A 24,784-nucleotide genomic window follows, 5' to 3' on the forward strand; every position below is an offset into this window, starting at 1 on the left:
CAGCCTGCGCGGCATAGCCGCTTGCTGCTCTGACTACGCTGTGCGTTCCTCGCATGCGCTGCGGTACGCGCTCCGTGGGCACATCCATGTGCCTGTGCCTTTGTATTCTCAGTAAATATCGATTGCTCCGCTGAGGTAATATATGAAATACCCGTCAACGCGAAGCACCTGAAGGTCATAGGAATCGGGGAGAGGAACGCCGCCCATGTTGCGCAGGGCGCGTACAGCCTCGTTATCCAGATCCGGATAGCCGCTGCTTTTCACCACCTGAACATCGGTTATGCGTCCGTCCTTGTGTATTGCAAACTTTATGCGCACCGTTCCCTGTTCCCCCCGCATGGCGGCGGAGTAGGGATAGCTCCATGTCTGGTAAAGTTGACGGCGGAATTTATAAAAGTAAGATGTGTAGCGGGTTTTGACCTCCTGCATGGAGACTGAGTCTTCCCCTTCCCTGTCACCGCCGCTTTCGGCTGTTCTGTTTATAATGTCTTTAGGGTTCAGGATGCGGTCAATTGTCTTCCGGTCAAGCCCATGTATGCTGTCCCTCTGGGGAAAATCCATTTTCGGAAGCTCAGGTTTTGTCAAAGGATCAGGCTCTGCCCTTCGGGTAACACGCTCTCTCGGTTCCGGTTCGGGCTGCTGGTCCTTAGCTGCTCCTGTCTTTGGCTTTTCTGCTGACTTGGCCGGAGCCTTGTCATCCGGTGTTACCTTCACTATCTCCTTTTCAGGCTCTGATTCGGGCTGTGGCTGAGGACGGGGCACAGGAGGAGCAGGCGTCGGCCTCACCTGCGGAGGCGGCGGAGTTTCTTTTTCCTTCTCTATTATTTCAACACTGATCGGCTTTTCCTTCTTCTCCGGCTCATCAAGTTTTATAAACATGAAAAGCATCAGGTGAAGCACAGCCGAAATCAGCAAAAACCATGCGAGTCTTGAGTTCATTTTTATAATTATAGTCAATTCCTTATTAAATCAAGTGCCCAAAACACTTTGATACATATGACAGCCATACGGGTTTTTTGTTCCATAATAAAATCCGTGTCAAAACACTTGACATGAATCGGCTCAAGTATTATTCATAGACCCAGATAATATTTTCTACGGAGGTTTTCTATGGCAATTGTAAGATGGGACCCGCTCAAGGATCTTATGGCTATGCATGACAGAATCAACAAGATGTTCAACGATTCCTTCGACAAACAGAATGCGCCCTCATACGGCGACTGGATGCCCCCTGTGGACATCTATGAAACGGAGGATGAGATCGTTGTGGTATCAGAACTCCCCGGAATCGACGAGAACGATGTGGATATTCAGGTGGCGGAAGGTGTTCTCACCATCAAGGGTGAAAAAAAATACCCGCTGGACAGGGAATCCGACAACTATTACAGGCTTGAACGCGCATACGGCAAATTTCAGCGCTCGTTCGCTGTACCGAACACTATTGACATGAACTCCATAAAAGCGAATCTGAAAGACGGTGTGCTCAGAATCACCCTTAAAAAACGCGCTGAGATTAAACCCACAGTGATTAAGGTTGAGACAGAGTAACACCGCTTAGAATAAACGAAGGTGAAAAATGGCCAGAGACTACTATGAGGAGCTGGGCGTCCAGCGGGGCGCAACCGCCGATGAGATAAAAAAGGCATACAGAAAACTTGCCCGCAAATACCACCCTGATGTGAATCCGGGTGATAAAACCGCGGAGGACAGGTTTAAGAAAATCTCCGAGGCATACGGCGTTCTCAGTAATGATGAAAAACGCAGGCAGTACGACTCCGTGGGGCACGATGCCTTTGTATCGGGCGGTCAGGGGTATGACTTCTCCGGCGCAAACTTTGACGACATAAGAAACACCTTCGGCGGCGGTTTCGATTTTGATGACATATTCGGCGATATTTTCGGCGGCGGCAGACGTTCCGCAGCTGGAAAAAACAGGGTAATGCGCGGGGACGACCTCTATTACAATGTGCGGGTTCCTTTCTATGATGTGATAAACGGCAACGAATACGAACTGAACATAAGCCACTCTGTATCCTGCTCCGAATGCGGCGGCAAAGGCGGCGAAAAGAAAGCCTGTCCCACATGCGGCGGCACAGGGCAGACATCGCGCAATAAAGGCGGCTTCTTCGTGGGGAGCGTGTGCTCAAGCTGCGGCGGCTCCGGTCAGGTAACTGTCAAACAGTGTGCCGCATGCCACGGTAAAGGGCAGGTTGAGAGCAAAGAGCGCATCAAGGTGCGCATCCCCAAGGGTGTGGACAAAAACTCCAAGATACGCATACCCGGAAAAGGCAACGCAGGGCTCAACGGCGGAGCATCAGGCGATTTATACATTGTCACCAATGTGCAGGATCATCCGGTCTACAGACGTGAGGGCGACAACCTCTACGTTGATGTGGAGCTTGATATGTTTGAGGCGGCACTGGGCGAAAAAATCGAAGCACCGACCCCTTACGGGGCTGTAACTCTGAATATACCCGCCGGAACACAGCCGGGGCAGAAGATGAGACTTAAAGGAAAAGGCGTTCCCGCGCTGAAAGGAAGCGGAACAGGCGACCTTTATCTGGTGATGAATGTAAAAATTCCCGCAGTCGCCTACGAAGCCGACAGGGAAGCCCTCAGGGAAATGATGAAGAAGTATGCTACGAATGTACGCGAGGAATTGCTTAAGAAGGGAAAAATATAGGCTTCCACGGAAGGAACCGTTCACGACAGGAATATAAATAAATCCTCCCCTGCCCTCCTTTGAAAAGGAGGGAGTTTTCATCCACTTTTGTAAAAAGAAGCCAGAGGGGGATTCAAAATGAAAACAAGGAAAAGAACATGGCTAACAAACCTCTGTATGTAATAAGCATAGTATCGGAAATGCTGGAGCTTCACCCGCAGACACTGCGTCAGTATGAGCGCATGGGGCTTGTGACCCCCTCCCGAACGGTGGGGAACACAAGGCTTTACTCCGATGAGGATATTGAGAGGCTGAAATTCATAATGACCCTCTCAAAAGACATGGGAGTGAACCTTGCGGGAATAGAGATCATACTGAATATGCGTGAGCAGATAGAAGTGCTCCACGCCCAGCTTGACGGAATGAAGGAATACATCCGCCAGCGTCTGGGTGAGGAGATGAAGGCAAAAGAAGCGGAGAAGGCACTCATCCCCTCCCCGCCCAAAGAGATTATTAGAATTAAGATAGAAAAGGAATAAAACCTCATAAGGAGGTAAAACACAATGATTAACTTCAATAAAATGACTATAAAAGCGCAGGAGGCCGCTGAACAGGCACTTGCCCTCGCCTCCGAAAAGAACCAGCAGCAGATAGAACCCGAACATTTTCTCATCGCTCTCCTTAAGCAGGAGGACGGCCTTGTGAAACCCCTTCTCCAAAAGGCAGGTGCAAATGTCGGTGCGCTGGAAAAAGGAACGGAAGACATTATCAACTCCCTGCCGACAGTAAGCGGCGCAGGTCAGCAGTATTTCTCCCCTGACTGCAACAAGGCACTGGAAAAGGCGTTTAAGATAATAAAAGACTTCGGCGACGAGTATGTCTCCACTGAGCATATTCTCTTGGGAATTATAGACAACGCCGGTTACAGGCTCCGCACCCTGCTTTCGCAGACAGGAACGGACAAAAAAGCTGTTGAGAAAGCGATTAAGGAAGTGCGCGGCTCATCAAAGGTCACTGACCAGAACCCGGAAGGGAAGATGAACGCCATAGATAAATACACCATAAACCTTACAAACCTTGCCAGAGAAGGCAAGCTTGACCCGGTTATCGGGCGTGATGAGGAGATAAGGCGTGTTGTCCATGTGCTTTCCCGCAGAACAAAAAACAACCCCGTGCTCATAGGCGAGCCCGGCGTGGGTAAAACCGCCATTGTTGAGGGTCTGGCGCACAGGATAATAAACGGTGATGTGCCTGATTCCCTTAAGGATAAGATAGTGGCGTCTCTGGATATGGGTGCGCTCATAGCCGGAACCAAGTTCAGGGGCGAGTTCGAGGAAAGGCTCAAGGCTATCCTGACCCAGATAAGGGAGAAGGAAGGCGAGATAATCCTTTTCATCGACGAGATGCACACACTCGTGGGTGCAGGTGCGGCGGAAGGCGCAATGGATGCTGCAAACCTGCTCAAACCTGCACTGGCAAGGGGCGATCTGCACTGCATAGGCGCAACCACTCTTGACGAATATAAAAAGCACATCGAGAAGGACGCAGCCCTTGAAAGACGCTTCCAGCCTGTGATGGTGAAGGAACCGAGCGTAGAGGACACTGTATCGATCCTCCGCGGGCTAAAGGAAAAATATGAGGTTCACCACGGTGTGCGCATAAAAGACTCTGCCCTTGTGGCGGCGGCACATCTGGCGAAAAAATACATCAGCGACCGTTTCATGCCTGATAAGGCAATAGACCTCATAGACGAGGCAACGGCACGCCTGAGGATGGAGATAGACAGTCTCCCCACCGAACTGGATGAAACAGAGCGTAAGATAACCCAGCTTGAGATAGAGAAACAGGCGCTCAAGCGTGAGTCTGATAATGTGAGCAAAAACCGCCTCGCCAAACTGGAAGAGGAGCTTGCCAACCTCAAATCCGAAGCGGACAGGCTGAGAGCCCACTGGAGCAACGAAAAGGGGCTTATCAAAAAATCCAGAGAGATAAAGGAAAAAGCAGAGGAAGAAAAACACCTGATGCAGAAGGCGGAGCGTGAAGGAAACTTCGCCCTCGCCTCCGAAATAAAATACAGCAGGCTTGTGCAGCTTGATAAAGAGCTTGGGGAAGCAAACGCCAGACTGGCCGAAATCCAGAGCAGCAAAAGAATGCTGAAAGAGGAAGTGGACGAAGAAGACATAGCGGCCATAGTCTCCAAATGGACAGGGATTCCCGTAACCAAGCTTATGCAGGAGGAGGCGGACAAGCTCATTAACATGGAAGACTACCTGCACAAAAGAGTCATAGGGCAGGACAGAGCCATAAGAGCGGTAAGCGAAGCAGTCCGCAGGAACAGAGCAGGCCTCGGCGACCCGAACAGACCTATCGGCTCGTTTATCTTCTTAGGCCCCACAGGTGTGGGTAAGACTGAGCTTGCAAAAGCACTTGCCGAGTTCATGTTCGACTCCGAAGATGCGCTCATACGCATAGACATGAGCGAATACATGGAGAAACACGCAGTTGCCAAACTCATCGGAGCGCCTCCCGGATATGTGGGTTATGAAGAGGGCGGACAGCTTACCGAAAGAGTGCGCCGCAAACCCTATTCCGTCATACTGATGGACGAGATAGAAAAAGCGCACCCGGATGTGTTCAACATCCTTCTCCAGATGCTGGATGACGGCAGACTGACTGACTCCAAGGGCAGAACCGTGAGCTTCAAAAACTGTGTGGTGATAATGACATCAAACATAGCATCGCAGGAAATACAGGAGGAGTTCTCTAAAGAAGGCTCAATGGAGCAGAAATATATCTTCATCGACAATGTTGTGATGAACAGGCTCTCCTCCTTCTTTAAGCCGGAGTTTCTCAACAGGCTGGATGATATAATAGTTTTCCACCCGTTGGATAAGGAACATCTTCATAACATTGCAGAAATGCTTATGAGAGAATTTGCGGCGAGGCTGCGCGAAAATTCTGTTGAACTTGTCTGGGATGATTCTGTCATTACAGAAATAGTAAAAGCGGGTTTTGACCCTGCTTTCGGTGCCAGACCTATGAAGAGAACCATAAGGAAGCTTGTGGAGAATAAACTGGCCGAAGCACTGATCAAAGGCGACATAAAAGCAGAGCAGAAGATAAAGCTGACCTATGGTCAAGACGGCATGAACTTCAGTACAACCTCCTGAAAAAGGGCGGGGTTTATCCCCCGCCTTTTTTATATTGGTTAAAAACCATTTACGGACAAGCCGTATATATAAATGTTTTTTGTTACAAAGTATGATATATTTGATATACTTTCGGAACTATAAGGGTTAAAGGCTGAAACATGGATCATGAACTTGATGACCTTCAGGAAGAGCAGGAAGAAACCGAAGAGACGGAAAGCCCTGCCGAATCCGCAGAGGTTGAGGAAGTAATTCATACTGATTCCCCGCCTCCTGTCAGCGAAAATACGCTGAAGCATTACCTCAACAGCATCAGCAGATATAAACCGCTCAGCAAAGAACAGGAGTTTGAGATCGGGGAAAGAATACAAAAGGGCGACACGGAAGCTCTCAATACCCTTATACTCTCAAACCTTAAATTCGTTGTCTCTATCGCAAACCGTTACAGAAACACGGGTCTGCCCGTTTCAGATCTTATAAATCAGGGTAATCTCGGCCTTGTTGAAGCGGCAAAACGCTTTGACCACACAAAAGGTGTCAAGTTTATATCATACGCAGTCTGGTGGATACGTCAGGCGATTATTCAGGCTCTGGCCGAGCAGTCGGGAACAGTTAAGCTCCCCATCAAACAGGCGGGCATACTCTACAAGATAAACGGAGCAATAGAAAAGCTCAGCAAGCAGCTTGGGCGTGAGGCTACAAACAGCGAGCTTGCGGAATACCTCGGCATGGAAGAGTCCGATATTGAAAACGTGCTCCGCGTTTCAAGGAATTATCTTTCCCTCGAAGCGCCCATAAAAGACGGTGAGGATCGCTCATTTATCGATCTTCTTGACTCAGGCTCCAAAAGCATTGAGGACGATATTATCTCCAAAACCTTAAAACAGTCTTTGGGAGACATCATTGACGAGCTCACCGAGCGCGAGGCAAAGATAATAGAACTGCGCTTCGGCATAGAGGGCGATGCGCCGAAAACTCTGGAAGAGATAGGCGATATGCTGAAAATAAGCCGCGAGCGTGTGCGCCAGCTTGAAGCCAGAGCACTCTCCAAGCTCCGCAAGAAAGCCATGCGCAAAAAGCTGCATGATTTTCTGAACTAAGCTTATACCGTATAACATTTTAAGTATTAATCAGGAGCAGATTATATGGACTGGAAAAAACATATAGACTCAGATCCTGAAATAGCCTCAGGAAAGCCAATAATAAAAGGGACAAGACTTACTGTTGAGCATATTATCGGTCTGTTTGCGTCCGGATGGACAAAGGAACAGGTCCTGTCAAATTACCCTTCTATCTCTGAAGAATCTCTTAACGCGGCATTTGCGTTTATAACAGAGATAGTCAGAGACGAATCCGTTTATTTTATCAAAAAAAGCGTAGCCTGATGAAGTTTCTTGCAGACGAAAACGTACCTTTACGTTCTGCGGAATTAATATCTGAATCCGGTCATGATGTGCTTCACGTAATCTCAGTTCAGCAGGGGATAAGCGATAAAGAGGTTATGAAACTGGCTCTGAAAGAGAACAGGATATTAATCACCTTCGACAGGGATTTCGGAGAAGAAGTTTTTAAAAACAATGTTCTCGGCTGTGCAGGCGTAATCCTTTTAAGGTTTTCACCCTCTTTTCCTGAAGAAGCATACGAAATAATTAATGATGTAATTTCAAATCCGGAAATCAGTCTTTCAGGCATGTTTACGGTTATAGAGCGGGACTACGTAAGACAAAGAAAACTGCCTTAGTCTAGCCCCTTCTTTATCTCATCAAGAGTAAGGATCGAATAAACGCCCTCTTCCCCTTTTTTATCAATGATTACCGCACATCCGGCAAGTTCTGCGCCTGACTGAGCTATTATCTCCTTAACGGCTTTCAGGGTGTTGCCTCTGGCAAAAAAATCATCCACATAGATAACTCTGTCATCCGCAGTCAGCACCTCTTTGGAGATGTAAAGGGTCGTGTGTTCCTGCTTGGTGAAGGAGTAGCTTTCAGCGCTGTAAAAATCAGCCATGGTGATCGGCTTCTTCTTTTTGGCGAAAATATACGGAATCCCAAGTGCCTCTGCCAGAGGGTGCGCTATGGTAATGCCGCTGGTTTCAGCAGTGATTATCTTGGTAAGACAGGCATCCTTGAAGTGCCCGGCCATGTCGTCCGCCATGAGGCGGAAAAGCTCAATATCCACCTGATGGTTGATGAACCTGTCCACCTTGACGACCTCACCGTTTACACTGCCGTATTTCTTTATTCTTTCAAGCAGAGCCGCGCTTGCCTTTCTCATTTTCTGTCCTCTCTGTCATATGGAATGCCGAGGCTTTCCGGTTCGGGAGTTGTACCCTTGCCAAGCCTGATTGTGGATATTACAAGAACTATTATTGTAAAAAGATACGGAAGCATCTGGAGCACATGGGCGGAAATATCCGTCCCGATCGCCTGCATCCTTAGCTGGAGAGCATCTATACCGCCGAAGAGATATGCGCCGAATACGGCTCTTGTGCTGTTCCACTGGGAGAAAATAACCAGCGCAACCGCTATCCATCCCCTGCCCGCTGTCATGTTCTCCACCCAAAAGGGAGTGTATGCCAGAGAAAGGTATGCCCCGCCTATTCCTGCGAAGCCTGAACCGACCAGAACAGCCATCATGCGGTATCTGGTTACGCTTATGCCTGATGTATCAGCCGCTGCGGGATTTTCACCCACTGAGCGGAGGTAAAGCCCCCACTTTGTTCTGCGGAAGAAGAAGTGCACGCCGATAACAAGCAGGATGGAGAAATAAACCAGCATATCCTGTCTGAAAAGCGGATTTATAAACGGAATAGACGAGAGAAACGGGATCTCGGTTCTTGAAAACTCGGTTATTGTCTTGCCCACCATCTTCTGACCGAAAAGGGCTGTAAAGCCTATGCCGAACATAGTGAGGGAAAGCCCACATACGATCTGGTTTCCTCTGAGGTAAACAGTTATGAAGCCGTGTATCGCTCCGGCTGCCAGAGCGGCAAGGAACGAGGCACAGACTCCGAGAAAAAGGCTGCCAGTGAGGTTTGCCGTTGCGAAGCCAGCAAGTGCGCCGATAAGCATAAGCCCTTCTATGCCGAGGTTGATCACGCCTGAGCGCTCCATGATTATCGCGCCTGTTGTGGCGAAAAGGATAGATGTGCCCGCCCTTATTGTTGCATCAAGAAGAACTTCTATCATGATTTGCCCCAAGTTATACGCATTTTATTGGCTATGAAAAAGTCTGATGAAAGCACGAAAAACAGTATCAGTCCCTGAAACAGGTTTACAAAGGCGACGGGAAGCTGCCACATTATCTGTAAGCTGTCACCGCCCACAAGCAGAATACCCATAATCAGGGACACAATAAGCACACCGAGGGCAGAGCGTCTGGCAAGCCATGCGACTATGATAGCCGTGTAGCCGTAGCCTATGGACACCCCTTCCTGAAGGCGGTACTGGACACCTGAAACCTCGCTGAAACCAGCAATGCCTGCTATGGCTCCACTGAGAAACATTGTGCCGATTATTGCGCCTGTGATGTTCATTCCGGCGTATTTGGCCGCATTGGGGTTATCGCCTATGACTCTTACCTCGTAGCCGTACACTGTTTTCTCCATGAATACGTACACAAGAAAAACAAGCACGAGTGCGATGAAAAAGCCTGTGTGCAGCCTTGAATCGAAATAATATGTCATGCGTGCGGCTTCTGCGAACTGCGCTGAGTGAGGGAAGTTGAAGCCGGAAGGGTCCTTCCATCTGCCGTAGATAAGCAGGGAAAGGATGGATATGGCTATGTAATTCATCAGGAGTGTGACGATAATCTCGTTCACTCTGTATTTCGCTTTAAGAAACCCTGACACCACTGCCCAGAGACCGCCTGAAAGCATTGAAGCGGCTATCATTGCGGCGATCATCAGAAAGTGGCTTTCGATTCCGGAAAAGAGTGCGACACCGGAAGCGCCTATGGCTCCCATGACGAGCTGCCCTTCTGCACCTATGTTCCAGAGCTGCATACGGAAGGCTATGGATATACCCAGCCCGCAGATTATAAGCGGGGTGGCTTTTACGAGTGTTTCGCTTATGCCGTAAGATGTGCCGAGGGCTTCCATTATCATGTCTTTGTAGGCTTCAAGGGGGTTAATGTCCGCAAAAAGCATTATGATTCCCGCGGTAAGAAGCGAAAACGCAACTGCCACAAAAGGGGCAGTAATACGGAAAGCCTTTGAAGCTTCCAGTCTTTTTTCAAATCTTATCCGCATGTTTCACTCCGCCCATCATAAGTCCTATCTCTTCTCTGGTGGCTGTTTCCGGTTTGACAACGCCTGTTATCACCCCTCTGAACATAACCGCCACACGGTCTGAGAGCTTGAGAAGCTCATCCAGATCTTCTGATATGAGAATAGTGCTCATTCCGTTCTCTCTAGCATCTATAATAACTTTGTGAACATATTCCGCTGAGCCTATATCAAGCCCGCGTGTGGGGTACAGAGCCACAAGCACAAGCGGGTTTAGGGAAAGCTCACGTGCGATGATAACCTTCTGAATGTTTCCGCCGGAGAGCAGCCGCACGGGCGAGCCGGCAGGACCGGTCTTGATGGCGAATTTGGAAATAAGTTCCTCGGCATTCTCTTTGATTGCTCTGGCGTTCTGTATGAAAAAGTTTTTGAATTTGCTGTCTTTATAGCTTTTGAGAATGAGGTTTTCATCCACGCTCATCTCTGGGGCTATGCCGAAGGCTTTTCTATCCTCCGGTATATGGGCTATTCCCGCTATGTAGGGGTTTTTGCCCTTGTGGTTGGTGAAGTCCTCGCCCTTGACGATTATCTGCCCGCCCGTGGGTCTGCGTAACCCGGTGAGAACCTCGGCCAACGCCTTCTGTCCGTTTCCGGCAACACCTGCTATGCCCAGAATCTCGCCTCTGAAAAGCTCAAAGCTGATCCCTTTAACGTCGGAAAGCCCTTTGTCATTCTCGACAGAGAGGTTTTTAACTTCCAGTATCTTCTCGTCAAACGCCTTTTCCGTCTTCTCCCACTGAGGCACGTCATCAGTGCCGATCATGAGTCCCGCAAGCAGAGCCTCATCAAACTCACCGGCAGTGAGAGATTTCACTGTCTTCCCTTTTTTGAGAACCGTAACACGGTCTGAAAGCTCCATGACCTCACGCATTTTGTGCGAGATAAAAATAATGGATTTACCCTGACTTTTCAGCTTCTTAAGAAAGCCGAAAAGAGTGTCCGCCTCCTGCGGAGTGAGAACCGCAGTAGGTTCATCCAGAATCAGCACCTTACAGTCACGGATGAGAAGCTTGATAAGCTCCACCCACTGCTGCTCGCCTATGGAAAGCTTCCACACAGGCTCATTCAGGTTAATGCTGAGACCGAAATCATCCAGAATTTTCTTCGTTCTTTCAAAGACCTCACCCCTGTTTATCACCCCCGGAAGGTTATCAAGAGAAAGAAGAATATTTTCCATGACAGAATGGTTACGCACAAGCATAAAATGCTGGTAAACCATGCCTATTCCAAACTTAAGAGACTCAGACGGAGAAGAAATAAAAACCTCGGAACCGTTAACGGATATGCTTCCGGCTTCCGGTTTATAAAGCCCCGCCAATACGCTCATGAGTGTGCTTTTACCAGCTCCGTTTTCACCGAGAAGGGTATGGATCTCCCCTTCGTAACAGTCCAGAGAAACATTATCCAGAGCCTTAACGCCCGGAAAGCTTTTTGTTATATTTTCAAGTTTAAGATACGGTTTCAATGTGATCCCTTAAAAATAAAAAAGCGGTGCAGAGCTTTTACACCCTGCACCGCCCTTATTTTTTTAATTACTTAGGTGAGCCCTGAACGCCTTCAACGAAGAAGTTCATGCTGAGCATTTCGGCATCTGTCATTGTTTTGCCTGCGGGCACAACAATTTTGCCGGACTGGTCTTTGATGGGGCCTGTGAAAACTTTATTTGTGCCGTTTTTGACTGCGGCTTTTCTTTCTTCAACTATCTTTTTAACATCTGCGGGAACAAGGTCGCTGAGGGGAGCGAGATCAATAAGGCCGTGCTCCATACCCCACCAGATCTGCTCGCTTTTCCATGTGCCTTTGCTCACCTGCTCCGCAACAACTTTATACAGAGCCCCCCAGTTCCACACGGGTGAAGTGAGGTAAGCTTTGGGTGCGAATTTCTTCATATCAACATTATAGCCGATGGCGTATGCGCCTCTTTTTTCAGCAGCCTGAAGAGGGGCGGGTGTGTCCTGGTGCATGGTGATAACGTCTGCGCCTGCGTCAAGTACGCTTTCAGCAGCTTCGCGCTCTTTACCCGGATCAAACCATGTGTGTGTCCAGACAACTTTTACAGTTGCAGCGGGGTTTACACTTTTAACGCCGAGGGTAAATGCATTTATTCCCCTGATAACTTCGGGAATAGGGAAAGCGGCAACATAGCCGATTGTGTTTGATTTGGTCATTTTACCTGCAACAACGCCTGAAAGGTAACGGGGCTGATACATTCTGCCGAAGTAAGTACCCACGTTTTCGGCCGTTTTATAGCCGGAGCAATGCATGAAAATGATGTCTTTATTCCTTTTTGCAACTTCAATGGTAGGGTCCATGTAGCCGAAGCTGGTGGTGAATATCAGGTTGTGCCCTTTTTTGGCAAGACCGGTGATTATCCTTGTCGCGTCAGCACCTTCGGGCACAGATTCAATGTAAGTGGATTTGTCTACGTAGGGAAGTTTTTCCATCTCAAGTCTGCCCTGATCGTGTGCGTAGGTCCATCCGGCATCGCCCACGGGTCCGACATAGATAAAGCCCGCTTTAATCTGCTTGTCTTTGGCGTAAGCGCCCGCGGTGAAAAGAACCGCCGTTAAAAGTGCTAAAAGAATTTTCTTCATGTACAACCCCTTCTAGGTTTAGTGGAGCAAAACCGCATTTTTACGGCAGCCCGCAAATTTTGTCAAAAAGATATTTATTTTTTAATTCAGTAAGCCTTCCATGTCAATTAATAACATCAAACAGGACACCCTGTCTGTTTTATGAAAACGCCCTCTCAAGGCTTTGCCGGAGGAGCTTAAGTCATGGAACTTCAATATATGTGAGACTGTTATGGGGTATAAAAAAACAAAAGCCTTCCGCAGTGACACGGAAGGCCTTAAATTTTTTTCTTTTATGGTTATACTGCTGCTAAACCGCTCTACTCTCCGGGAGTGCCGGAAGAGGACGGAAAACATCCCTTCGGGGTGCAGCATACGCAGCCTGCGGAATGCTTTACATGCTCAACCCTTTCGACATTTGTTCCGGAGCACTTTGTGCATTCAGCCGGGTCTTCCGCCCTGAAAACAAGGCGTGAGAACTCAGTACCGCAGTCTGCGCACCTGTATTCATAAAAGGGCATAAAACACCCTAGATATATTTCTTGATAGCGTCCTCATAAACGCCTTTGGGCTGAACACCGATGAACTGCTCAACCACTTTGCCGCCTTTGAATACCATAACGGTGGGTATGCTCATTATGCCGTATTTAGCGGCAAGCTGCTGGTTTTCATCCACGTTTACTTTACCGACTTTTATTTTGCCGGCATATTCATTGGCCAATGCTTCCACAGTGGGAGTAAGCATTCTGCAGGGTCCGCACCACACAGCCCAGAAATCCACGAGAACGGGCAAGCTGCTCTCTACCACATCAGTTTGAAAGGTTGACTCATTAAGTTCAACAGCCATTGTTTCCTCCTTAATAACTTATAAGTTATACTATACAAATTCATCCGTTTGTCAATCATAGGAATTAAGATTGTTTCACTCTCAATTCTCACCCTGAGACTTCATTAAACGGACACATATCTCTCTCTGCGCATGAAACACATCTTTCATCCGCGCCATAGGTACAGCCGAAGGCTATACCAAGTCTTGAAACTGCAAAATCATATTTAGCCGGGTCGTCAGGGTTCATCTCTCTGAAAAAATCTGTAACAGTATCAAGATTTTTTCTTGTTCCGGAATCATTCCTGATTATCCCGTTCTTATATGCGAATCTTAATATATGTGTGTCTATGATAAAATGCAAGTCCTTACAGGCATAATTTTTCCATATGCCGAAATCCACCTGATCTTTTCTCACCATCCAGCGGAGGAACATGCGCAAACGCTTCGCCCCGGACTTAACAGGATCGGCGAAAAGAAAGCTGTAGCCGTCCCTGCCGCCGTATGCCGCACCCCTTTTTTTCATATGGATGACAAAACTGATAAGCGATTCCTCAAGGCTTCCGCCCATTGAGGAAAAGGCATTCTCAATTGAACCGTATTCGGAGTAAAGCTCCTTTAAAGCAAGCACAAATGCTCTGACATCAGCCGGTTTCTGAAACCTGTAGTAAAGCCTTGTCTCTTTGTCTTCCAAAGCGAAAGGGTCTGTGCCGAACTCGCTGAAAAAGCTCATCAGGAAGCCCTGAATCGCCTTAACATTGCCGTAGGCGAAACAGCTTGAGCAGAATGCCACAAACTCAGTATTCCCCTTAACAGTATACGGATAGACTATAGGGTCTGTGCCTACATATTCAGGGGTATTGTATTTTTCATACAGTCTCTCAAAAAACGGACGGAACCTTTCAGCTTTCGTCATCATCCCCTTCGTCTTCGCTGTCCGGGCTTCTTTCCGCTCTCGGTTTCTGGAACATATACAGGTTTTTGCGCTCCACATCAAGCTCAGCCCTGCTTAATCCGTGGTATGCGAAAAACTCAAGCAGGTTGAATGAGCCCGTATCTCCGGAAAGGAGGATTACCTCATCCGCGGACCTGTGGAGCATGAACTCGGCAAGCTCAACCTTTTTATCCCTGCCCTTCTTATCCTTCTTAATATAATAGGCCTTGTCCTCTGCCGCCAGTTTATCAAGCATGGAGGGCAGCTCACCGCCGAGACGGTAGCGTCCCGCGAAACCCACCCTTTTCTCATTCACCTTGTAAGGGATGATGCGCTTAACCTTAACACCGTCAGGCAGAATAGCATTGATTCTTTTCTGAACCTCGCCGAAATTGTTCAGCCTGCCGCACTCAAGGGCAAGCAGATCGCATGCGCACTCAACACCCACTGGGGGCGGGATAAGGTAGCGCATCTTCGGCTGGGGGTTGAACCCCTGAGTAAATGCCAGCTTTATCTGGGCTATTCTCGCCGCATGGGTAAACAGGCGGATGGATTCTATAGCGGAGAGGAATTTCCCTGCCTTGCGTTTCTCGATATAAAATACATAATGGAACGTCTCTTCCTGTTCTGCGGGGGCTGTTTCCTCCGGGAGTTTTTCCCCTGCATAAACATTGAGAATATCTTTAAAATCGCACACTCCGCAGTCTGTACACGCATCCTCGCGGCAGTCCTTGGTGATGGATTCATTGCGGGCTTTTTCGTATTCGTCTTCAAAGTAATCAGGTTCCACGCCGGAATCTATGTTCCCCCACGGCAGAGCATCACCCTTCCTGAATTCTTTCGAGGCGAACTCCTCCATTGTGAGATCAAGATCACGGAACACCTGCTTCCATGCGTGTGAGTCGAAGCATTCGCTCCATCCGTCAAACATAAGCCCGCGGTCTGCCGCGAGGACAAGCACCCTGCAAAGCCTCTCATCACCTCTGGAGAAGACCCCTTCCATAACGCTCTGCTCCACATCATGCCAGCTGAGGCGCATGCGGTAGCTTTTCAGCTTATCGGCGAGCAGCATCTGCTTGCGTCTCAGTTCCGCCCCCGTATTCTGAGGGAAAACCTGAAAAGGCGTATGTGGCTTGGGAACAAAGTTTGATGCGGAGATCTTAATATCGAATCGTCCCCTGCCCACTGCTCTTTTTACCTTAAAGGCAAGATCGGCAATGGCCAGAACATCTTCATCCGTTTCAAAAGGGAGACCTATCATAAAATACAGCTTAGCGCCGTTCCAGCCCGCATCAGCGGCTTTCTGCACTGCTGAAATTATCTCTTCCTCGGTGAGGTTCTTGTTTATTATATTACGCAGCCTCTGAGAGCCCGCTTCTGGAGCAATGGTAAAGCCGGATTTGCGCACCTTTGCCAGTTCACGGAAGATGAAGTCCTGTATCCTGTCTGCTCTGATGGAGGGGAGCGAAAGGGATGAGCCCTCTGCGCTTATGAGCCTTGTCATGGTGACAAGAAGCTCCTCAAGCCTGCTGTAGTCCGCAGCGGAGAGGGAAAGCATGGAAACCTCCATATACCCGCTTGAGGCAAGCTGATGCAGAGCATCCTTTGCAATTGCTTCAATGCTGCGTTCACGGGAGGGACGGTAGATATAACCCGCCTGACAGAATCTGCACCCTCTTGTGCAGCCCCTTGAGATCTCCACGGCTACCCTGTCCTGCACGGCAGGCATCATGGGAACTATGAGGCTGCTTATTGTCACATCGTCACTGAAACCTGTGTATATGTTCCTCTTTACTTTTTTAGCAGGATCAACAGAGGGAACATAGGTGTAGGGCAGGCTGTTCAGGTATTCCAGTCTGGCTTTTCTTCCCTGTCCCTTCATTCCGGCGAGTGTTTCAAAAACAGATGTAATCTCACCCTCCATCTCACCTATGAAAAATACATCTATAATATCTTTCAGCGGCATGGGGTTCATAGCGCATGACCCTCCGGCGGTAACTATGGGGTCGTCTTCTCCTCTTTCGGATGAAAAATAAGGGATTCCGGTGTATTTCATTGAGTGGAGAACATTTGTGTAGGAAAGCTCATACTGGAGCGAAAAGCCAAGTATATCAAAATCCCTGAGCCCCGTTCCGGATTCAAGGGAGACGAATATCTTCTCCTTAAGCTCAGCCACGGCATCCGTCCAAGGCATAAAGAATCTTTCGCAGGCGATGTGTTCGGAGGCGTTCAGCCTCTCGTAAAGCATTTTAAAGCCTATATGGCTCATACCCACTTCATAAACATCGGGAAAAGCAAGGCAGAATGAGAGTCTGCCCTCTTTCGGTTTATGAACGGAATTTATTTCATGGTTCACATACCTTGAGGGCTTTGAGATGGTTAAAAGAGAATTATCAAGCATTAATTACGCGCCTATTGGATTGTATTTTCGCATTGCGACGCTGTTCACAAGACCAAGCATCGCCATGAATGTAAGCAGTGATGACCCGCCGTAGCTGAATATGGGCAGGGGTATACCCACAACAGGCATTATGCCCATTGTCATGGCGGAGTTTACAAAAAACTGAAAGAATATATAAGCTGCAACGGCAACACATATGACCTTGCCGGAGGCTTCCCTGGTTTCCATTGAGATGCTCAGCACACGCACAATCATAAACAGAAACATGCAGATTATTATGGAAGCGCCGACGAGTCCGGTCTCTTCCGCCACAACGGAGAAAATGAAGTCAGTATGCCTTTCCGGGATAAACTTAAGATGGGACTGTGTCCCCTCCATGAAGCCTTTGCCCCAGATTCCGCCGCTGCCTATGCCTATTTTGGACTGAATAACGTGATAGCCTGAACCGAAGGGATCTTTCTCCGGGTCAAGAAATGTCATCACCCTTTGGCGCTGATAGTCTTTCAGGAAAAACATCCACATCACAGGCAGGAACACTGCGGCGGAAACTGCGGCAAAAACAAACGGCATGCGTTTGATGCCTATGAAGAGAATAACAATACCCCAGATTACAAGGAAGCTGCCCGCTGTTCCGAGATCCGGCTGGAGAAATATCAGAATAAACGGAGGCAAAAGCGGGAGAATCTTTATGAAAATATCTTTAAAACCGAGTTTGAGATCATCGTATGAGATAAACATGCGCGCCAGAGTCAGTACCCAGATAAATTTAAAGAACTCCGAAGGCTGAATACGGGAACCGCCAATAATAATCCATCTTCTTGCGCCCATAATAGGCGGCATGAGAAGAACAAAAAAAAGCGCCGCACAGCCCAAAACATAAAGCACCGGGAGATACTTTACCAAACGCTGGTGTCCCACCCACGATATAAAAAAGAAAACCGCAAAGCCCAGAACAACCCAGAGAACCTGTTTTTCATAATAATCTCTTATCACATCCGCCTGAGCATCAAATGATGCACTGTAAACGGCGGCGCAGCTCATTGTCAGAACTATGGCAATGATTGTGACAAGCGCCTTGTCTATATTCTCAATTTCCTTTTTTTTCAGCCCTAACATATCCTAAATCCACAAGTTTATTGACGATTGCGCCTGCAACCGGGGCGGCGCTTCTGCTGCCTGAGCCTCCGTGCTGCATAAGAATGGCAATGGCGTATTTCGGGTTATCCTCCGGGACAACAGCACCGAACCATGCGTGGTCACGCATGAACTCAGGTATCTCATCGTCTTTCATATGCTCCGTTTTGCTCAGGGAAACAACCTGTGCAGTGCCAGTCTTGCCGCCGTAGCTTACCCCTTCCACCCTTGCCCTGTAACCTGTTCCCGTGTTTCCGTAGATAACCTTCACCATGCCGTCCATGAGTGCGTCATCTATCCACTTGGGGATCTCAATCTCCGCCACTGTCTCCATCGGCGTATGTATCTTAACATCGGTGACAGGGTTATGCACAAACTCAACCACCTTCGGCTTCATAACCGTTCCGCCGTTAAAAATACCCGCGAGCATCACAGCTATCTGAAGAGGTGTGGTAGTCATATAACCCTGCCCTATGCTGGTGATGATCGTTTCGCCCGGATACCATGACTCCTTGAACTTGCGTCTTTTCCAGTCTCTTCCGGGGAAGAAGCCTGATTTTTCGTTGGGGAGATCAATGCCTGTGGTTTTGCCGAGACCCAGAGTTGTCGAATACTTCTCGATGTCGTCAATGCCGAGGTTAAGCCCAAGCTGATAGAAATACACGTCGCAGGATTCGGCTATGGCATCTATTAGAGCAAGTGAGCCGTGCCCTTCCTTCTTCCAGCATCTGTAAGTGAAGTTGCCGTAACGCATCTCCCCTGTGCATGTTACCCTTGAATCAAGAGAGATCTTCCTTTCAAGAAGCCCCGCCATCCCCATGAGAATCTTATAAACCGAACCGGGAGGATAAGCACCCTCAATGGCTCTGTTAAGGAGAGGCTTTGTCTGATCGGTCATAATACCCATTCTTTCCCCGGAGGTGTGAAAGGGCGAAAATATATTAAGGTCGTATGTAGGCGCTGAATAAAGCGCCATTACGCCGAAAGTTTCTATATCAAGCACAACAGCGGCGCCCTTTTTCCCTTCGAAGATATTATGGATAGATCTCTGTAAATCCATATCAAGAGTGAGAACAAGGTCGTTTCCGGTGATAGTGTGCTTCTCGGAAAGGGTTTTGATCGGGCGGCCGTAGCTGTCCACCTCTACCTGCCTTGCGCCGTCCACTCCTCTCAGTTCCTGCTCGTAAACTCTTTCTATTCCGGTTTTACCTATCATATCCCCGCTGGAATATGAGGAGTCATTCTTGAGGTCATTCTCAGTAACCTCTGAGAGATAACCGAGTATATGGCTTAAGGCTCTGCTGTCCAGATATTCCCTTACCGATTCTATATCCACCTCAAGCCCTTTGAAGTCATTGTAGTTTTCGAGAATCTCGGCAACCTGCTCAAAAGTGAGCCCGCGGGCTATAACCGCAGGTTCATAGAAATATGAGCGTCTGATTGATTTCATTGCATACTCGCGGTCTATATGCACATATTTTGAAAGCCCCTGAATAAGCTCGTCAATATCCCCGGCATCCTCTTTTACAACCTTAAGCTCGTAGCTGGGGGTATTTTTGACAAGGAGTCTTCCCTTGCGGTCGAATATAAAGCCTCTGTCGGCACGCACCTTAACGATACGGATGCGGTTATTCTCCGAAAGCCTTTTATATTTGTCGAACTCATATATCTGAAGATAAACCAGACGTACTACAAGACCGGCGAACATCAGGATGACTATGCCGATGAACCAGTAGGTTCTGCGCTTATAATACTCCAGAACTTCGTCTTTCAGTACTTTTAAAAGCACCGGTGACCTCCGTGACTAACACAAGCGCTACCAAGGCAAGAGTGTTGATTAACAGATAATACAGATATGCGCCTAAGAACGGTGTTTTCAGATAATCGTTCATTGCCATATTCAGAAAGACATGTATGGCGATAAGTCCGAAACGGAAAAAGAATCTGGAAAAAAACTTCTGCATGTCAAAAAACACGCCTGCCTTGAGGGTGATTACTCCGTAGAAGAAATAGATCAAGACTCCCGGCCCCAGATACCCGCTCCGGACAAAATCACTGAAAAGACCGAAAATAACCGCGTGCCAGATGTAGTTTGTTTCATCCAGTTTTTCCAGTACAGCAATATAGACGATCAGTATGAACGAAACAGGGTTCAGAAAACCGAAAACCGAATTCGCCAGAACATGGAGAACAAGAAGAGTGAGAATCAGCAGCACATAATACATAAGCGCTACCTTTTCAGCACCAGAACATTTTCCAGCTTATAGAAATCCACAACGGGACGCACGAACAGATCCTGAAAAAGACCGGTGTCCCGCACGTCCACCCTGTCCACCACGCCGACCGCTATCCCTTTGGGGTACACACCGCCGAGGCCTGATGTTATAAGCTCGTCCTTTATCTGAACCTTGTCCAGCCTGTCGTAGTAGTCAACCACAAGCTGGCCTTCGCCGTTGCCTCTTATTATGCCCACCGCTCTGGTGCGTTTATTCATAACGCTGGCATTGTTTTTTATGTTAAGGATAACGTCAACACGCGCGGTGTTGTTGTACACCTCGCTGACGGAACCCACCAGACCCTCAAAGCTGATTACCGGATCTTTCACTTCGATCCCGTCTTCCGAACCGCGGTCTATTATTATGTATTTCAGATAGCCGTCAACGTTTCTGCCCACAACATTGCACGCAACAGACTGAAAGCTGTATGCCTCTTTGAAGTTAAGAAGCTTTTTCAGCCTTTCATATTCCAGAACCTTTTCGCGAAGGAGGGAGTTTTCCATTTTCAGCCTGTCGTTCTTATCCTTAAGGTCAAGGTTATCCTGACGGACGTAAACAAGATTTATATACCCGGTCCACACGTCGCCGAAAAATCCGGCAGTCTTGGAAGAGTAATAAATAAAGGGATTTACGACGTTGCCGAAAATCCCCTTGAATGGTCCGTTAATTTCAGGGTTCTGCACCTGAAGCAGAATAAGGAAAAGAAGAAAGGCTGTTATTCCTGCTATCTTTTTCCAGCCGTTCATTGGCAAACTAGTCTATGGTTACTTTTTTGAGCAGCTCGATATTGTCAAGCACCTTGCCGGCTCCCATCACCACCGCTCTGAGCGGATCGTCTGAAACAAGAATGGGGAGCTTGGTCTCTGACTCAAGGCGTTTGTCAAGTCCTTTAAGGAGCGCGCCGCCGCCTGTGAGCACTATGCCTCTGTCTACTATGTCGGCAGAAAGTTCAGGCGGAGTTTTCTCAAGGGCGATTCTCACCGCGTCCACAATTTTGGTCACAGCTTCCTCTATGGCTTCTCTGGCTTCCGCGTCTGAGATTTCTCTCGTCTGAGGAATACCGGACACCATGTCGCGTCCTTTGATTTTTATGGTTTTACGCTCTTCCATGGGGAAGGCGGAGCCTATTTCCTTTTTGATTTTCTCTGCGGTGCTTGTACCGATGAGAAGGTTGTATTTTCTCTTGATGTAATTGACGATGGCATCGTCCATCTCATCCCCGCCGACACGGACAGAGTTTGAGTAAACTATACCTGACAGGGATATGACAGCAACTTCCGTTGTTCCGCCGCCTATATCCACCACCATGTTGCCTGAAGGTTCCTCGATGGGCAGACCGGCGCCTATGGCAGCAGCCATGGGTTCCTCAACAAGGTAAACCTCGCGGGCTCCCGCCTGAATGGCAGAATCCTTCACAGCGCGCTTTTCAACCTGAGTAACGCCGGAGGGAACGCATATAACGATCCGGGGACCGATGAATTTCTTCTTATTAAGTGTTTTCTGGATAAAATAACGGAGCATCTTTTCCGTATGCTCAAAGCTGGCTATGACCCCGTCCTTCATGGGGCGGATGGCAACTATGTTTGCCGGAGTTCTTCCCAGCATGCATTTTGCTTCGTCCCCCACTGCGAGGGTTTCTTTGTTATGGTTGTTTATAGCGACGACTGAGGGTTCATCGCAAACTACGCCCTTGCCTTTAACGTAAATCAGTGTGTTGGCTGTTCCGAGATCTATGGCAAGGTCGCTAGAAAAAACATTGTAGAGACCGTTTAACATTCCTTTTTACCTCCGGCTTGCATGCTGAAATAAATCAAAACTCATGCTTATGCAACTATTATGTGACGGTTTCGGCAAAATTAATGACACTTCAAATGCCGGAAAGGTCATAAATAATTTCTTTCTTGTAATAGATTAAAGATTTTTGTATAACAAGTCAACACATTAAGATGGATAAAACACATTATTCATATATTACATCCTGCCTTTGAAAACTGCTTCAGCAAAGGGTTTCGCCGCAGGCAATCATTAAGGAGAAAACACACTCAACATGGATCAGCACCGTCTGGAAAAACTTCAAAAACTGGCCGAAAAAAAAGTTCAACCTTATGTAAACTCATTCAAGGTTCCTTTCAGCATAAAGGACGTGTCGGAAAGATTCGAAAACACTGACGGACATGAACTTCTTGAAAAAAAATACACCTTCACCGTTGCCGGGCGCATCATGGCGATCAGGCAGTTCGGCAAGGCTACTTTCCTCAACCTTAAAGACAGAACGGGAAATATTCAGGCTTATCTCAAAAAAGGCGACTTACCGGAAGAGCAGTACAGCGTGTTTGAACTCACCGATGTAGGCGACTTTGTGAGTATCTCCGGCTTTGTCTTCAAAACAAAAACAGGCGAACTCACCGTTTATGCAGAGAAATTCAGCCTGCTCACAAAAACCCTCAGAGACCTGCCGGAGAAGTTTCACGGCCTGAAAGACGTTGAACAGAGATACCGCAGGAGATACGTAGATCTTATAGTTAATGATAATGTACGTGACATTTTCCGCAAAAGAAGCGCTATCATACAGGAGGTAAGGAACTTCTTCCTCTCCAAAGACTTTATGGAGGTTGAAACCCCCATGATGCAGCCTATTGCGGGCGGTGCGACGGCGAAACCGTTTATCACGCATCACAATGCGCTGGATATGGCGCTGTACATGCGCATTGCACCGGAGCTTTACCTCAAAAGGCTTGTTATCGGCGGTTTTGAACGTGTTTTTGAAATTAACCGGAGCTTCCGCAATGAGGGGCTTTCCACACGCCACAACCCCGAATTCACCATGATAGAATGGTACATGGCATATGCCGATTACCACGACCTCATGGACATGATCGAACAATTTGTGAGAAATATTGCCGTAAAAATATGCGGAACAGCGAAAATTCCGTTCAATGGGCGTATAATAGATCTTGAGTCCCCGTGGAAAAGGATGAACATGGAGCAGGCTATTGTTGAACTCGGTGAAAAAGAGATCACTCAGGAGCAGCTTGCAGATTATGACTCAGCCAGAAAAACCGCCGAAGGCTTAGGTATTTTTATAAACGAAAACTGGGGCAGAGGAAGAATAGTTCTGGAAATTTTTGAGAATACAGTTGAGGAAAAACTTTTTGATCCGATATTTATTACAGATTATCCCAAAGAGGTTTCCCCTCTTGCCAAATCAAGAAAGGATAATCCGGAAATTACAGAGCGCTATGAGCTTTTCATAGGCGGTTTTGAGGTTTCCAACGGTTTTAATGAGCTCAACGACCCGATAGACCAAAAAGAAAGATTTGAGAAACAGGTTGCTGAAAAAGAAGCGGGGGACGAAGAAGCCCACGCAATGGACAGCGACTATATCCGCGCTCTTGAATACGGGCTTCCGCCCACGGCTGGCGCGGGTCTCGGTATAGACAGACTGGTGATGCTGCTCACTGACAGCCAGTCCATAAGAGAAGTAATTCTCTTCCCACATATGAGACCGGAGGATGCAGGTTAGTCCCACAGTTTACCGCTGCACACAAAGCGATGAAACGACAGAAACACTGAAGCAGCTTTTTCCGGAAAGCATACCTTGGGACTGCGCCCGCAAAGAGGACGGTTCCAAGGTGATAATTTACGAAGTCCGCAAAGATGATACTGCGGAAAAGCTTGCTTCCATGATGTCGTCAGAGAACTTCTTTCTGTTTATTGCAAACAGAGAGTTTGACCATCATTTTCTGTCACTTTCCAAGGATTTCTTCTTTGAGTTTACGCACATCGATGATCCGGTTGAGGATCTCATAATCCACTACAATACCCTTGTGAAATATTTCGCCATGACTGTTGAGCTGCAAAAAAAGACGGAAGAGCTTGAAAACACGGTCTTTGAGCTTGCTTTTGCATCCACAAATGTTCTGGAACAGAACGAATTTCTTGAGCAAATGGCGAAAAAAGACGGACTTACGCTTCTGTACAACCACTCATATTTTAAAGACAGACTTAAAAGCGAATTTGATAAATCCAAAAGATACGGCAACAGATTTACTGTTGCCCTCCTCGATCTGGACTTCTTTAAAAAAGTCAACGACAGTTACGGACACCCAAAAGGTGATGAAGTTCTCCGCGCGTTTGCTGTCATCATAGGCGAAAATATCCGCGAAACGGACATAGCAGCAAGATACGGCGGGGAGGAATTTGCAATCGTTTTCCCGGAAACAGACACTGCACACGCAGTAATAGCCCTTGAAAGAATCAAGCAGGGGCTGAAAGAAATAGTTTTTGAAAGCGAAACAGGATGTTTCAAAATAACATTCAGCGCAGGCGTAACAGAGTTTGACCAGAAGTTCTCCCACTCCGAAGAGATGATCCAGAACGCAGACAAAGCCCTCTACATCAGCAAACGCGACGGCAGAGACCGCACCACCGTTCTTTAAATTTCACCGATTTTTCAGAAAAATAAAAATACCGCATTCCGCCCGTTTCAGACAGCAGCTTCCTCCGGAAGGCGGGTTATGTCCGCCGTCCGGATTCCTGCCGCA

The 24,784-nt window shown here is 47.8% G+C and carries 24 protein-coding genes; 9 read left to right on the forward strand and 15 right to left on the reverse strand.

Annotation, left to right across the window (positions count from 1 at the left end):
- Nucleotides 1-108: 108 nt before the first annotated feature.
- Complete coding sequence (locus tag OSQ85_RS03715; protein WP_265821400.1) at nt 109-879, reverse strand: energy transducer TonB; 771 nt, start codon at nt 877-879, stop codon at nt 109-111.
- A 231-nt stretch (nt 880-1,110) separates the two neighbouring features.
- Here OSQ85_RS03715 and OSQ85_RS03720 point away from each other — a divergent pair, with 231 nt between their 5' ends.
- The 7 genes from OSQ85_RS03720 to OSQ85_RS03750 all read left to right on the forward strand — a co-directional run bounded on the left by OSQ85_RS03720 (nt 1,111) and on the right by OSQ85_RS03750 (nt 7,552).
- Complete coding sequence (locus OSQ85_RS03720; protein ID WP_265821401.1) at nt 1,111-1,548, forward strand: Hsp20/alpha crystallin family protein; 438 nt, start codon at nt 1,111-1,113, stop codon at nt 1,546-1,548.
- Nucleotides 1,549-1,576: 28 nt separating this feature from the next.
- Entirely contained in the window at nt 1,577-2,683 is a 1,107-nt protein-coding gene (dnaJ, locus tag OSQ85_RS03725) for a molecular chaperone DnaJ (protein WP_265821402.1), read from the forward strand.
- Between the two features lie 137 nt (nt 2,684-2,820).
- Entirely contained in the window at nt 2,821-3,201 is a 381-nt protein-coding gene (locus OSQ85_RS03730; RefSeq protein ID WP_265821403.1) for a heat shock protein transcriptional repressor HspR, read from the forward strand.
- 24 nt (nt 3,202-3,225) lie between these two features.
- Nucleotides 3,226-5,832, forward strand: coding sequence for an ATP-dependent chaperone ClpB (gene clpB / locus OSQ85_RS03735; RefSeq protein ID WP_265821404.1), 2,607 nt, complete (start codon nt 3,226-3,228; stop codon nt 5,830-5,832).
- A 140-nt stretch (nt 5,833-5,972) separates the two neighbouring features.
- Nucleotides 5,973-6,911: a sigma-70 family RNA polymerase sigma factor gene (locus tag OSQ85_RS03740; protein ID WP_265821405.1), complete on the forward strand. Its 939-nt coding sequence runs from the start codon at nt 5,973-5,975 to the stop codon at nt 6,909-6,911.
- Between the two features lie 45 nt (nt 6,912-6,956).
- Nucleotides 6,957-7,196: a DUF433 domain-containing protein gene (locus OSQ85_RS03745; RefSeq protein WP_265821406.1), complete on the forward strand. Its 240-nt coding sequence runs from the start codon at nt 6,957-6,959 to the stop codon at nt 7,194-7,196.
- Nucleotides 7,196-7,552, forward strand: a complete 357-nt coding sequence (locus OSQ85_RS03750) for a DUF5615 family PIN-like protein (RefSeq protein WP_265821407.1) — start codon at nt 7,196-7,198, stop codon at nt 7,550-7,552. The genes OSQ85_RS03745 and OSQ85_RS03750 overlap by 1 nt, the downstream gene beginning before the upstream one ends.
- On the opposite strand, the gene xpt is transcribed toward OSQ85_RS03750, so the two are convergent.
- The 14 genes from xpt to OSQ85_RS03820 all read right to left on the reverse strand — a co-directional run bounded on the left by xpt (nt 7,549) and on the right by OSQ85_RS03820 (nt 22,016).
- Nucleotides 7,549-8,085 (reverse strand): xanthine phosphoribosyltransferase, encoded by a 537-nt coding sequence (gene xpt, locus OSQ85_RS03755; RefSeq protein ID WP_265821408.1) that lies wholly within the window; start codon nt 8,083-8,085, stop codon nt 7,549-7,551. The two genes, OSQ85_RS03750 and xpt, sit on opposite strands and share 4 nt — an antisense overlap.
- On the reverse strand, nt 8,082-8,999 hold the full coding sequence (locus tag OSQ85_RS03760; RefSeq protein WP_265821409.1) for an ABC transporter permease: 918 nt from the start codon (nt 8,997-8,999) through the stop codon (nt 8,082-8,084). The genes xpt and OSQ85_RS03760 overlap by 4 nt, the downstream gene beginning before the upstream one ends.
- Nucleotides 8,996-10,060, reverse strand: coding sequence for an ABC transporter permease (locus tag OSQ85_RS03765; RefSeq protein WP_265821411.1), 1,065 nt, complete (start codon nt 10,058-10,060; stop codon nt 8,996-8,998). Before OSQ85_RS03765 ends, OSQ85_RS03760 begins: the two co-directional genes overlap by 4 nt.
- Complete coding sequence (locus OSQ85_RS03770) at nt 10,044-11,561, reverse strand: ABC transporter ATP-binding protein (RefSeq protein ID WP_265821414.1); 1,518 nt, start codon at nt 11,559-11,561, stop codon at nt 10,044-10,046. The genes OSQ85_RS03765 and OSQ85_RS03770 overlap by 17 nt, the downstream gene beginning before the upstream one ends.
- A 67-nt stretch (nt 11,562-11,628) precedes the next feature.
- A complete protein-coding gene (locus OSQ85_RS03775; RefSeq protein WP_265821415.1) occupies nt 11,629-12,690 on the reverse strand; it encodes a BMP family ABC transporter substrate-binding protein in 1,062 nt (353 codons plus the stop codon).
- 299 nt (nt 12,691-12,989) lie between these two features.
- The gene (locus OSQ85_RS03780; protein WP_265821416.1) at nt 12,990-13,190 is read right to left on the reverse strand and encodes a zinc ribbon domain-containing protein; all 201 of its coding nucleotides are present in this window, start codon (nt 13,188-13,190) and stop codon (nt 12,990-12,992) included.
- An 8-nt stretch (nt 13,191-13,198) separates the two neighbouring features.
- Nucleotides 13,199-13,516 carry a thioredoxin gene (trxA, locus tag OSQ85_RS03785; RefSeq protein WP_265821418.1) on the reverse strand — a complete coding sequence of 106 codons (318 nt, stop codon included), beginning with the start codon at nt 13,514-13,516 and terminating at the stop codon, nt 13,199-13,201.
- 88 nt (nt 13,517-13,604) lie between these two features.
- Entirely contained in the window at nt 13,605-14,414 is an 810-nt protein-coding gene (locus OSQ85_RS03790; protein ID WP_265821419.1) for a TIGR02757 family protein, read from the reverse strand.
- The gene (locus OSQ85_RS03795; RefSeq protein ID WP_265821420.1) at nt 14,398-16,830 is read right to left on the reverse strand and encodes a TIGR03960 family B12-binding radical SAM protein; all 2,433 of its coding nucleotides are present in this window, start codon (nt 16,828-16,830) and stop codon (nt 14,398-14,400) included. The genes OSQ85_RS03790 and OSQ85_RS03795 overlap by 17 nt, the downstream gene beginning before the upstream one ends.
- Nucleotides 16,831-16,833: 3 nt before the next feature.
- Nucleotides 16,834-17,946: a rod shape-determining protein RodA gene (rodA, locus tag OSQ85_RS03800; protein ID WP_265821421.1), complete on the reverse strand. Its 1,113-nt coding sequence runs from the start codon at nt 17,944-17,946 to the stop codon at nt 16,834-16,836.
- On the reverse strand, nt 17,918-19,753 hold the full coding sequence (gene mrdA / locus OSQ85_RS03805) for a penicillin-binding protein 2 (RefSeq protein WP_265821422.1): 1,836 nt from the start codon (nt 19,751-19,753) through the stop codon (nt 17,918-17,920). Before mrdA ends, rodA begins: the two co-directional genes overlap by 29 nt.
- Nucleotides 19,710-20,189 (reverse strand): hypothetical protein, encoded by a 480-nt coding sequence (locus tag OSQ85_RS03810; protein ID WP_265821423.1) that lies wholly within the window; start codon nt 20,187-20,189, stop codon nt 19,710-19,712. Before OSQ85_RS03810 ends, mrdA begins: the two co-directional genes overlap by 44 nt.
- Nucleotides 20,190-20,194: 5 nt before the next feature.
- Nucleotides 20,195-20,986, reverse strand: a complete 792-nt coding sequence (mreC, locus tag OSQ85_RS03815) for a rod shape-determining protein MreC (protein ID WP_265821424.1) — start codon at nt 20,984-20,986, stop codon at nt 20,195-20,197.
- Nucleotides 20,987-20,993: 7 nt separating this feature from the next.
- Complete coding sequence (locus OSQ85_RS03820; RefSeq protein WP_265821425.1) at nt 20,994-22,016, reverse strand: rod shape-determining protein; 1,023 nt, start codon at nt 22,014-22,016, stop codon at nt 20,994-20,996.
- 271 nt (nt 22,017-22,287) lie between these two features.
- On the opposite strand from OSQ85_RS03820, the gene lysS reads away from it, so the two are divergent.
- Entirely contained in the window at nt 22,288-23,763 is a 1,476-nt protein-coding gene (lysS, locus tag OSQ85_RS03825; protein WP_265821426.1) for a lysine--tRNA ligase, read from the forward strand.
- On the forward strand, nt 23,753-24,679 hold the full coding sequence (locus tag OSQ85_RS03830) for a GGDEF domain-containing protein (RefSeq protein ID WP_265821427.1): 927 nt from the start codon (nt 23,753-23,755) through the stop codon (nt 24,677-24,679). The genes lysS and OSQ85_RS03830 overlap by 11 nt, the downstream gene beginning before the upstream one ends.
- Nucleotides 24,680-24,784: the final 105 nt, after the last annotated feature.

The sequence above is a fragment of the Geovibrio ferrireducens genome, from assembly GCF_026226615.1.
GTDB lineage: Bacteria > Chrysiogenota > Deferribacteres > Deferribacterales > Geovibrionaceae > Geovibrio > Geovibrio ferrireducens.